6 protein-coding genes are annotated in these 11,881 nt (G+C 67.5%); 1 reads left to right on the top strand and 5 read right to left on the bottom strand.

The genetic code is table 11. The features are described 5' to 3' along the window. Positions 1-12: 12 nt before the first annotated feature. The 3 genes from DEU31_RS01905 to DEU31_RS01895 form a co-directional block, all read right to left on the bottom strand. A complete protein-coding gene (locus DEU31_RS01905; protein ID WP_133675383.1) occupies positions 13-870 on the bottom strand; it encodes a sugar phosphate isomerase/epimerase family protein in 858 nt (285 codons plus the stop codon). A gap of 167 nt (positions 871-1,037) precedes the next feature. After that, on the bottom strand, positions 1,038-1,592 hold the full coding sequence (locus tag DEU31_RS01900; RefSeq protein WP_133675381.1) for a hypothetical protein: 555 nt from the start codon (positions 1,590-1,592) through the stop codon (positions 1,038-1,040). Next, positions 1,589-1,960 carry a substrate-binding domain-containing protein gene (locus DEU31_RS01895; protein ID WP_133675379.1) on the bottom strand — a complete coding sequence of 124 codons (372 nt, stop codon included), beginning with the start codon at positions 1,958-1,960 and terminating at the stop codon, positions 1,589-1,591. Before DEU31_RS01895 ends, DEU31_RS01900 begins: the two co-directional genes overlap by 4 nt. A gap of 300 nt (positions 1,961-2,260) precedes the next feature. Between DEU31_RS01895 and DEU31_RS01890 the strand changes: the two genes are divergently transcribed. Further along, the gene (locus DEU31_RS01890; RefSeq protein ID WP_157998664.1) at positions 2,261-2,533 is read left to right on the top strand and encodes a DUF2314 domain-containing protein; all 273 of its coding nucleotides are present in this window, start codon (positions 2,261-2,263) and stop codon (positions 2,531-2,533) included. A gap of 45 nt (positions 2,534-2,578) precedes the next feature. Here the strand turns inward: DEU31_RS01890 and DEU31_RS01885 are convergent, their stop codons facing one another. Together DEU31_RS01885 and DEU31_RS17245 are read right to left on the bottom strand one after the other, a co-directional pair. Beyond that, positions 2,579-2,974, bottom strand: a complete 396-nt coding sequence (locus DEU31_RS01885) for a hypothetical protein (protein ID WP_133675375.1) — start codon at positions 2,972-2,974, stop codon at positions 2,579-2,581. Between the two features lie 1,087 nt (positions 2,975-4,061). Next, entirely contained in the window at positions 4,062-11,735 is a 7,674-nt protein-coding gene (locus DEU31_RS17245) for a DNRLRE domain-containing protein (RefSeq protein WP_133675373.1), read from the bottom strand. Between the last annotated feature and the right edge of the window lie 146 nt (positions 11,736-11,881).

Raw genomic sequence — 11,881 nt, 5'->3', positions numbered from 1 at the left:
GGCCGGGGCGGGTCAGGCGCCGGTGATCGCCCGGTCCAGGCGGGAGGAGATGTCGGCGAGGACCTCGTCGACGGGCTGCTCGGCGAGGCTCTTCATGAACGGCTCGACCTTCACGGGGCCGGTGTACCCGGCCGCGCGGATCGCTCCCATGAACCCGTCGAGGTCGATCACCCCGGTGTCGTAGGGCAGGCGGCGGTCGAGGTCCATCTGCTCGTCACGCGCCCGGTCCGGGCGGGCGTCGTTGATGTCGACGGAGACGATGTCGGAGGCGGCGAGGCCGGTGAGGTCCTCGGGGGTCTCCCCGGCGGTAAACCAGTGGTAGCTGTCGAGGATCAGGCCGATGTTGCTAGCGTCGGTCTCGGCGATGAGGGCGCGGGCGTCGGTGATGTCGTGGACGAAGGGGTGGCGTTCGGTGGACCAGAAGGTCTTCGGCCCGATGTACTCCAGTCCGAGCCGCAGCCCGTGGTCGGCGAGGATCTCGGAGACCAGGGAGAGCCGTCCGGCGTGCAGACGCCAGTTGGCGGCGTGGTCGAGGGTCTGGTGCATGGGGCGGATCCAGGTGCCGACGGCGGTGACCCCGGCGGCGGTGAGCAGCCCGAGGGCGTCGGGCAGGGAGCCGAGGGCGGCGCGGAACTCCTCGGCCGGGGAGTCCAGCGCGATCGGGAGGCCGGCCATCCCCCACTGCAGGCCCTTCGCCCGCACGGCGTCGCCGTGGGCGGAGACGGCCTCGAGGCCGCCGTCGGCCAGGAGGGTGCGGAAGTGCTCGGGGTCGGGATCCACGCCCCCGAAGCCGTGCGTGACGGCGAGCTCGATGGCGGCGGTGTGGTCCAGGGGGAGCCCCAGCGCTCCGGGCGACAGGCAGGAGAACATTCTCGAAGCCTAGGGGCGGAACGGCGCGGGGTGGTGATCTGGGCCACTTCGTCCACGGGATGGGACGGCGGGGTGCCGCGGTGCGTTCAGGCGCCGCCGCTCGGGCGGACGCCGCGGTGCGCTCAGCACTCAGGCACCGCCTCGCGGTCAGATGACGCGGGGACCCCTCACCCCTCGGGGGCCCGCAGGGCGAGGACGGCGTCGGCCGGCCACACGTACTCGTCGTCGCAGCGAAAGGCCCGCAGCCAGGTGACGCCGTCGACGACACGCAGGTAGAAGCCCTTGGGGTAGTCGTGGTCCGCGCGGAGAGGTGCGGAGTGGACGTGCACGGCGCCGGTCGGCGCCCTCCCAGCGGAGAGGATCGAGTCCGGGGCCTGCCCCTGGTCCGTGATGGCGAGGCGGAGGTAAGGGCCGGTGTCCGGCGGCAGCGGGGCGAGACCCTGCGCCCGTGCCGCAGCGGTGACCTGCGGGAGGGTGCCGCCCGAGGCGAGGCCGAGCTGGTGGAGGCTACGCTGCACGACCTCGAGCATCTCCGGTGCGCGGGTGTCGAAGCACGAATCCTCGAGAAGCGTGCGCGCGCCGTCGTTCAGCTGGATGCCGAGCTTCGCGAGCCGGGTGTGCAGCTCCTCCCTGCTCGCCCCGCCGACCCGCAGCTGCAGCGGGGCGCGCCCGCCCGCAAGGCTCGGCTCGTCGCGGGCGCCGGATCCGCCGACGGCCGTCATCGCCCCACCTTCAGAGCCGTGTTCGTTGCTGTCATCACCCGTCCCTCCGCGTGCCCCGCCCCGTCGGCCGGCACCGCCGTAGACTCGCACACGACGAGGCTCGGTTGGCGCAAGCTGTTCAGCGGCGGGTCCAGGGCGGCGGCCGCGTCGTCGACGCCGGCTACAGGGGTCTCACCCGGCACGGAGCACCCGGCCCGGCGCGCGGAGCGCAGCACGGGCGCGGTTCCGCCGCCAGACGCGCAGAGGATCCCATCGACCGCGGGCGCCCGCGGCCAGCATTTCCTCGCCGGCAGGCAGGTGCGAGCGCGTGAAGCGGGTTCACTCGAGCCGCGGTAACGCCGCCTGTCGCGTTGAGGTGGCCGACGCACTTACCTGGACAGATCTGTCGCGAAATCACGGCGGAGGACCCTAACGGGAACCGTGGGCACGTCCGGGCTCGAGTGTCTCATTGGGGTATACCCAAGTGGGGCGAGCTGGCTGGTTTGCGTGTGCGAGCAAACGGCGGAGAGCTGGGGCGGGCGCGCTTCGGGTCGATCGGCCGTTGAGTGTCGGCGCCCCCTAAACTCCGTCGTATGCCAATTTCTCGTTCAAGGATGCAGCGAGCTCGGCGGGGGCGCGCCGCAAGCATGCCGCTCAGCCAGCTGGTTGCGGCTCTACACCTCGTAGATGTGGGCGAACGTAACCGGCGGCACCCACGGACGTTCGAGGTTCCCACTGCCGAGGAGCTCGACGCCGTGGGTGTCGGCGACCTCGTGAAGTTGATCTGGGAAGTCGGAGCCACGGGCCTCAGCGAGCGGATGTGGGTGCGCGTGACAGCGACGGTCGGATCGCGCTTCACCGGGGTGCTCGACAACGATCCAGTGGCCCTCGAAGGGCTCCTCCATGCCGATCAAGTCGTCAAGTTCACCCGCAACAACATCTGTCAGATCTGGGTCGACTGATTCAGAGGCGCCATCTGCCGCGCCGGTGACGCCGATGCTGGTCTGCTACTCAGGCCAGGCGAACGCACCGGTGACGTGCACCGCCAGCGTGCCATTGTCGGACTTGTACAGCGATATGCGGATGCGTGCGTGGTGCTTGCCGACCAACGGCGTGGCCTCGTGCAGGAGTGAAGCATCAGCGCCGAGGAGCCACGTCTGCCGTTCGCTCTTGTACCGTGTCGCACCGAGGAACGACGAGAAGCTCTCAGGGTTGACGTAGACATCTGCGCCGGCCCGAACGATATTGCGCGCATCCTCGAGGTCGAGCTCCCATTCGGCTAGGTGGAGCAGCTCCCCGTTGGGGTGGCGCAGGAACGTCATGTCATCGTCATTGAAGTCGCCCGGCCCCATGTGCGCGTACTTGTCGAGAGGGTTGACCATGCGGTGCACCTCGTCGAGCACCTCACGCATGGTGCTGGCCGAGTCGTCTCTCGCACTACTTCTTGAGGACCGTTGCCGGCTCATGTCGCCCGTGTCTCCGTCTACTTCCGATAGGTGACCGCCAACCCTGTGGGAACCAGGTCTGCTGCCAGCCATTCTTACCCTCGCGGCATGCCGTGGGCTACCGACGGGAGCAGCGAGCGATGGCCTGCATCCACCCACGACGGAGCATGCAACGAACAGGGGGACCCCAGCACGACAGTTACGTGCCGGTTACTTACGGTTGCCGATAGGGTTCGTTTTCACAGTTTTGCGACACATTTGTCGCGCGGGGTATACCCCAATGGGGCTATTCGGTTACGCCTCACGCCGCCGTTCATCGAGCGGGGCCCTTCAGTGCCCATCGGGGAAACCGGTGTGAACGTCTCGGCCGTAACCCCCGCGTGCAAACTATGCGCCTGCCCTCTCGGCCAGCAGCGGTGGCAGCCAGCCAACGGCGCGCGGTTTGCACCACGCCACCACCCCCAGAGAGCGTCAACCCGACCTCAGCTCACCCCCCGGGCCGAGTTCGTCGGAGACTGCGTCGGGAGAGATCGTCGGGAAGCAGATATCGATGCAGAAGACGCGGCCATCGATCCGGGGGCTCGCAGGTTCGCCGTTAAGGCGCTAGAGAAGAGAGCTTTCCGGGACTTCTCCCCTGTGCGTCACGAGGACATCGCGGCCCTGAGTGAACCCGGAGGTTGCTCGTCCTGCGAAGGCTTTGCATCCCGCATCGATTGCCCGCTGCGACGGCCCCAGGTCCGGCTGGAGGCTCGGCTGCGGGCTGAGCAGGTCACTCCTCCTGCTCACGCAACCGCTTCATCACCCTCATCCTGCGACGATAGCCGTCTTCCGCACCGCCCCGGAGTGGGCCGTCTATTGGCCGATGGTCCGACGAGTGGCACACAAACGGCGACCTATCGCAGTGCACCTTCCTGCCAGGGCTCGTACCGATATTCAGTGGAGAACCCCGAAGTCTCACTTAAGAGGAGTCGCGCTATGTACTGGGACGTTACGACTGAAGACAGTTAAACATCAGTCATTGGCCAATTACTGTCGGTAGACCTGATCAAGAACCTCGCAGGAGAGATATGGCGGCGAGTTCTTGCGCATGGCCCGCGAAATATACCTCAAGTGCATCGAAGACTACCGAGGCGCCTAAGATATCTAGCTCAGGGGACTCTGACTTAGGGAGGGACCGCCGATCTATCCCAATTGCCACCCCAGGCCGAAGGTCAAATGGGCCGTTCCTCGAGCAAATCGGCCGAACCTCAGGTCCGTATGATTGATCGCCGACTGTGATACTTATATTTAGAACAAGCCCGGGAATCTCCCTAAAATCGATAGCTGATCGCAATTTTTCGCAGGCGGCATCGGCGGGCCCCGCGAACGCAGATCGCACAGAATCACTGTCACTTTCGGGGTAGATCGCGAACGACCCGCCATTGTAAACTAGCTCTTCGATCGCCGGGAAACTGGCATCTTGAACATCGGCTAGGATCCATCCGAAGGTGTCCGCCGGGAAGTCCGTTTCGAGATCTTTCGGCGGAACCGGATAGCGCTCACTAAATACTCGGGCCGGAGAACTGACAGTCCCCCGTCTCGAGGTTGCTGTTTGCGGCGAATCCTCGCGGGCCTCGATCAACTCTGACGCGACATGAAGCAGGTCTTCATGCTCGAACCACTGGCCAGATTCGAGCACACTGGCATCACGACGCACTTCCTCGAACACTTCTCGCCCCCGAGAGATCACACCAGAGAGCAGGTACTCGAGCCCGTCGTCGGACATCGACTGTTCGACCTCGGGATTACGTTGGAGCGCCTTCAAGCAACGGTCGATGTCGAGTTCGTCGATCCGATCAATTAGATGGCCATCGAACTCGATGATCTGCTCGTCCGGGAGGCGCTCCAAGCAATTCTCAAGCTTCTGCATACTTAGCTTGCCCCGCTCGCTAGCGTCGGCGATAAGATTCCAGAAGTCGTCTTCGGACATTCCCCCACCTTTCACAGAGTTAACGGCACTGTCTGTGCCGACAGGGCTTGATGATGTTGTCCATTTTATCTTCTCCAACGACTCCTCGCCAATACCAGTACGCATCGTTCTCTTGCTGTCGCAGCGACTTTGACGTCTTCTTCTTGAGAAGGTGATCTTGGAGATCCCGCCATGCTTATCAAACTTCCCGCGGTTCTGATGCTCACCAATGCGTCGGTACATGTTGTTGCTGCGCCCAACATACTTGTGGCCGCTCTTGAAATGGACTACATACACGCCGGACTGTTTCGGAACGTCAAAGGCCTTGTTTGCTCGCGCATAGGAAGCTTTCCCATAGAGAGGGACCCTTACAGCTACTTTCCCTCCGCCGACTCTTCTGCCGCCGCCGGCACTTCCGCCGATTCCCCCTCCGTCGTGCCGCATTCTTGGACGCTCTCCGGAGGTGTCGTCGAAGTTAATGGGGTCCGTGGGATAGTTGTAGGCGGTGGCGTTCGCACCCGGGATTGGGTCTGGGCTGGTAAATGATCCAGTGATCCGATTGTAGTAGCGGACGCCCATGAGGGTGAGGTTCGCTGTCTCGGCGGTGGTGGAGCGTTCCTTGGCTCCGAGCCAGCCGTAGCCGGCGCTGGTGCCGACGGTCTCTGTCTGGGCGGGGTCGATGGGGGTGCCGTATTCGGTGTAGCTGGACCAGCCGGCGATGGTGGTTGCTGCCGTGGTGGCGGGGGTGCCGGCGGGAATCGGGATGGTGGTGGTGATGTCGTCGTGGATGTTGGGGAGCATGAGGGAGACGCCGCCGTCAGTGGCGATGCTGGCGCCGAGGTCTCCGCTGATGGAGCTGGTGTAGCGGAGGGTCTCGGTGGACCCGTCGGGCTTGGTCGTCTCGATCCAGGAGGGGTTGTCGGAGGAGTCGGTGTAGTGCCGGGTCGTGGTCGTCACCTCCCCGCCCGTGTCGCTCGCCTGGACCAGGCGCCGCTTGGCTACGTCCAGGGTGAAGGTCGTGGTGGTGCCGTCCTGGGCGACCTTCTGGGGAAGGTCGTCATCGAAGTACCCCAGCTGCACGTCGCCACCGGCGGGGTTCGGGGCGTGGGCTGCGGGGAGGGTCGTCTGCCGGCCGAGCGGGTCGTAGACGTAGCCGCCGGTGAGCCGGTCGGCGGTGTCGTAGGTCAGGGTCTGGTCGATGCCGGTGGTGGCGGTGCCGGTGGGGGTGCCGTCGGCCCGGATCGTCTCCTTCAGCGTGGCGCGGGCGCCGTTGGTGGTGAAGGTGTAGTCCCGCACCGTGTAGGGGCTGACGTCGCTGCCCTCGACCGGGGTGCCGGTGAGGTCCTCGACCTTGGCGAGGTTCCCGGACTTGTCATAGGTAAAGCGGTGGTCGAAGTCCAGCGGGTTCCCGCCGGTCGGTTCGGTCATCTCCCCGTCGGTGGTGCCGCCGTCGGGGAGGATCCCGGCGGTGGTCGCGATGGCGGAGGCGAACGTGGTCTGGTCGGTGCGGACCCGGCCGAGGATGTCGTTGGTCTGGGACCACGCGATCCAGTCCCCCGAGGTGACATCGCCCGTCTCGGGGTCGGTGAGCTGTCCCGCGTAGGTCAGTCCCACCTCTTCCCCGGCCTCGTCCACGTGATGGGAGACGGTGATGCCGCCGGGCAGCTTCTCCGTCGTCATCGCACCACTGGGGTCATAGGCCGCGGTGTAGGTGAGGACCTCGGCGCCGGTCCGGGTGACCTTCTGCGTCGTGACCACGCCGCGGCGTTCGGGCTTCCCGTTCGCGTCAGTGCCGTCGTAGGCGAAGGTCGTGGTGCCCTTGGGGTCAGCGGTCGAGGTGACGCGCGCGGCGGTGTCGTAGCTGGTGGAGGTCTTCTCGCCCAGCTGGTTGGTGTAGCTGGTCTCCTTGCCCCACAGGTCGTAGGTGAAGGTGTCCTTCGCGCCGCCGATCCCGGTGCCCAGCGGGTCGGCGACGCCGACCGCGTCGACCAGGCCGGTGGTGGGGTTGTACTGGGTGAAGATCGCCTCGGTCGCGACCGACCCGGCAACGCCGCTGGTGGAGGTCTTCTCCCACACCGCCCGGCCCGCGGCGTCGTACTTCACCTCGCTGGTGCGGGTCGCGGAGCCGGAGGTCTCGACCGTGGTGGTCGGGGCCAGCCAGTAGTCATACCCGGTGACCTTCGTCGAGGGCAGGGTGGGGCCGCTGCTGGGCGCAGCCGCGGGATAGGTGCGGCAGAGCTCGCCGGCCCAGGCCTTCGCCTGGTCGCTCGCCCCGCAGGACGCATCCGCGGAGTTCGCGCCGGCGGTGTAGTAGATCGTCTTGGTGGTGCCGGCATCGGAGCCGTTCGAGGCCGGCATACGGGTCTCGAGCACCTTGCCGCGGGCATCGAAGCGCTGCTTCGTGGTCTTCCCCGCCGCGTCGGTGACGGTGGTCGAAACGCCGAGGACCCAGCCCGAGGTCGGGTCATCCGCCGCCTTTCCGTCGATCGGGGCGTAGCCGTTGGTGGTCTTCGAGACCTCCTCCACCACCGTGGTCACGCCGTCGTTCATATCGGTGGCGTTCACGGTGACCGTGGTCGGCAGGGCATAGGCCTGCCCGGTCACCGGATTCACCCCACCGTTCGGTGCACCCTCGTCGTACGTCGTGAGGGTGTGGGGGCGCAGCCTGTCCGTGGTGCCGTCGGCGAGCATCACCGTGCGGGCGGGCCCGAACGTCTCTGTCACCACGGACCCAGCAGGCAGGATCACCGTGCCGGCGGCGTCCTTCTTCTCGTCGTTGAAGACGGTGCGCGTGCCCAGATCATCTACCTGCGGGCCGTCGAGGCTGGGGTCGGCGATCGCGGTCTGGATCGCGGTGGCGTCGAGCTCGCGGGTCACGTTGCCCTGATCGTCGTACCGGGTCGCGGTGATCTGCCAGGCCCCGGCGCCGTAGGACGCGGTGTTGACCGTGTAGGCCTCGGAGTTGATGTACTGCAGATCCGCGTACTGGAGATCCGCCGCCGAGACCCCGGTCCCGACCAGCGCGGTGACGGGCTTGTCCGGCCCGAACACCGCATACCCGTTCACGGGCTTCTGCCCGAGGTGCTCGGCCGAGCCCGGCACGTCCTTCACCCACGCCGCGATCCCGTCCTCGGAGAGGTTCGGCAGCCCGCTCCCGGAGACAGGCACGTTGTAGACGATCGAGGCGATCTGCACCGGCTGTCCGCCGCTGGTCTGCGCGCCGCGCTGGACGTTCTTGACCACCTGCGTCGGGACCGACGTATCAGGGTTCGCGGCGTAGTTCAGCGTGTACCCGGCAAGCCCGGACGGGGTGATCGTCTTGATCCGGGTGGTGCTGCCCTCCCACGTGTAGGTGGTCGACAGGTTCGAGCGCACATCGGTCACTCGCGAGAGTCGCGAGAGCGAGTCATAGGTGTAGCGGGTGACGGGCTGGGACTCGACCGTCTTCGTGCCCGCGTTGTACATCACTGCGGAGACCTGCGTCAGGCGCTGGGCCTGCTTGCCGTTCGGGTCGGTGACCGTCGTGTAGCTCAGATCGATCGCCCGGCAGCCCGCCGCGAGAGTGCCCGCGGTGGGGCAGGCGGTGCCGGAGAGCCCATCGGGCAGCGGGGCCACGATCCGGGTGACGACCCCGGTGGTGGGGTTGTGCCCGAAGGTGGTGGACCCGGCCTGGCCGGGCTCCGCGATCGAGGCGGGCCGCCAGTCGAGGTTCTTCGAGGCCCCGCCCGTGACCGGCACGAACGTCGTCTTCGTGCCATCGCTCTCGGTCACCACCAGCGACGGCGCCGCCGCGGTCCCCGTGAGAGTCGCGCTGACACCGGACAGATCGGTGTCCTCCGTGCCGGGCACGAGGGCACCGACGACGGTGCCGGTCTTCCCGGTGGCGTTGACGAAGACGAGGGCCTCACCCTCCTCGTCCAGCAGCGCGATCGTCCCGTCGCTCATCCGCTGGTCGACCACGTCCATCCCGGCGAGCCCCACCGCGTCATCACCCTCGAGGTTCGCGGTGAACCCGGGACCGAACACGCCGGTCACGGGATCGGTCGGCCAGGCCTTCACATCCCCCGTCCCGGTGTAGGAGAGGTGGGAGCGTTCCAGGGTGAGGTTCGAGCCGTACCCGGGCACGGTCACGTCCGTGGCCGTGGTCTGGAACTCGCCCGTGTACAGGGCGACCTGCCCCGCCTCCACGTCGGTGGTGGGGTATCCGCCGCCGAAGGCGTGCGGGATCCGCACCAGCACCGACTCCTGCGTCTGCCCCGTGCACGAGGGTGCCGCAACTCCGGTGTAGGAGAAGCAGACCTGGAACTGCATCCGCACCGGGGCGCGGGAGGTGTTGCCCGCCGCGGCCAAGGCCGCAGCCGCATCGAACGTCGACGTCAGCTCCACCGGGGTGCCCAGCGGTGCGGTGACGTTCGTGGCCGTCCCGGCGTTGGTCCAGGCATCGTTCGTGCCGGCCAGGCGCCACTGCATCTGCGCGGTCACCGCGGTGGTCTCGCTCGCGGTGCGCGGCGGAGCCGTGGCCTGGACCTGGAACTTTCCGTTCGAGGCCGCTAGCGGGCCTGGCAACAGCAGCGAGGGCCCACCCCAGCCGGTCGTGAACACCGCCGCGTCACTGCCCAGACGCGACGCCGTGTACACCCGCGCCCGGATCTGATGCCCACCCTCGGTCTTCGGCAGCGTCACCGTCACGGACTTCCCCGCCGTGACCGTGAAGATCTGCGCCTTCACGTTCCCGTCGATACGGGCATCGAGCTGGATCGCCTGGTTGTTGCCCGTCGTCGCCGGGGCCGTCACCGTGCACTTCACATCCGCGCTCGGCGGCGTCTGGACCCAGCCGCCGTTGGTGTACGTGCTGCCGCAGGTGATCGTGGGCTTGGCCGGAGTGGCCTGCGCCGTCTTGATCACCGTCGACTTCGACCAGCCCCCGTTGGACAGGCCCAGCTCATCCGCCACGGACGCCCGCACGTACAGGGTCTTGTTATCCGGCAGGTCCGCATCCGGGGTGCAGGACAGGGTCGAGCCCGAGGCCCCCAGCGGCGTGGTGCACTTCGCGACCAACGTGGTCGCCGTCGCGGTCGCCGAGGTGTGGACCTGGAGATTCGTCTTGACCCGGTTCCCGTCCGGATCGGTCGCGGTCGAGGAGAGCACCGGCCGCTTGCCCGGCACGAACGTCTCCGTCCCCGAGGTCGCCGCGCCCGCGACCGTCGGCGCGGTGGCGAGGTTCGGCTTGCGGTTGTAAGTGAAGGTGATCGACGGCGGCGTGGTCGACTCCATCGACCCGAACCGCTTCCACCCCTGCACGTTCGTCTCCGAGCCCGCCTTCAGTGCCAGCGTCACCGACGCCGCGGCGTTGGTCGACCAGGACTGCGCCAGCGACGTGATCGGGATGTTCACCCAGCCCGCAGCGCAGGAGATGTTCGCGCCCTTCGCGACCGTGACCGACCCGTACTTCGTGCCCAGCGCCGGCTGGTTCGTCCACCGCGTCGCCGTCGACACGCTCCCGGAGTTCCACACCTCCACCGCCGATGCCGTGCACGAATACGACCACGTCTCGTACAGGTTCAACGTCGCGGACTGGACCTTCACGTCCTTGAACGCCGTGTTCGAGAACGTCAGGAACGAACGGGCCTTGTTCGTCCCGTCATACGTGCCGACCTTCAGCTCCTGCTCGCTCGAGCGATCCGAGGAGTAGTTCGTCTGCACGAACGCATCGAAGGTCGGCCGCGCCGTCCCCTTCGCATACACCGGGTCCACCGTCACCGGGAACACCCGGGCCTCGTCCAGCAGCCACTCCCGCTCCACCCCGAGCCGCAGCGTCACCGCCGTCCCCGACTGCTCCACGATCGCAACGCTCACCCCGGCGCGCTGGAGATGCTCCCGCGAGGCCTCATCCACGCTCGCATCCCACGCCAGCGGCGCCTCGAACGTGGAGACCACGACTTCGTCGCCATCGACGAACTCAATCCGCTCCCCGCCCGCTTCCCGCGCGGTCAGCCCCTCGGAGACCTGCAGCGGCACATCCCACGACACCACGCCCGGCTCATCGACCGGTGCCGGCTCCGCGCCCCCGCCATCGCTCGGCGCCGGCTCACCCCCACCATCACTCGCAGCCGGCGCGGCCCCGACGTACTCCAGCAGCGCCTGACGGTCGGAGATTACGAACGACTGCTCGAACCCGTCCCGCGTCGCATGGACCACCAGATCGATCCCCGGCCACGCCCCCGCATAGGTCGCCGCGGAACCCTCCAGCACCGGGGCGGGCAGCGAGTCCTCCCACGCCACTGCCACCGACGCGTCCTCGCCCGCGCCGACCTCCGCCACGGGGGCCGGCTCCGCGCTCGACCCCTCGACCTCCCCGGCCAGCACCACCCCGTCCGGCACCGCGGCCGGCGCGATCGACCCGTCCTCCTGCTCCACCAGCGTGGTGTCGTACTCCTGCCACGCCCCCTCACCATCCTGGAACCGCACCGGCGCCGCGTGCTGCGTCGTCGTCACGGTGCCGTCAGGGTTCACCCACGTCGTCGAGGAATCCGTCCGCTCCGCAGTGACTTCCACCCGCTCACCCGTCGCACGCGCCTGCACCACCGCCGACGGGAAATCCACCGTCTCTGGAGACACCGGCGCCGACACCTCCGGCGAGGGCTCCACCGGCGGATCCTCACCCCACGCCTGATCCGACGGCAGCCCCGAGACCACCAACGCCGCAGCACACACAGCAGAAACACTCACCAGGACGCGGCGGTACCACCGGCCGAACACAGGGATCTCCAACGCAGGAACTCCTACCCACTCGCAGCACCCACGCTGCTCCACCCCCCCCCCGACGCCGGAGATTGAGCACATCATGCACCCCAGAACCGCCCAGCCAACTACCAGAACCATCCCAGTTAGGTAACAAGGTCACGCCCGACCAGCAG

Source organism: Brachybacterium sp. AG952 (assembly GCF_004362645.1).
Taxonomy (GTDB): Bacteria; Actinomycetota; Actinomycetes; order Actinomycetales; family Dermabacteraceae; genus Brachybacterium; species Brachybacterium conglomeratum.
Note: the sequence above shows the minus strand (reverse complement) of the source record. Positions and strands in the feature narration are given on the sequence as shown.

Excerpts from the sequence above, each read along its gene's own strand:
- DEU31_RS01905 (WP_133675383.1), bottom strand. The coding sequence starts at position 870 with ATGTTCTCCTGCCTGTCGCCCGGAGCGCTGGGGCTCCCCCTGGACCAC.
- DEU31_RS01900 (WP_133675381.1), bottom strand. The coding sequence starts at position 1,592 with ATGACGGCCGTCGGCGGATCCGGCGCCCGCGACGAGCCGAGCCTTGCG.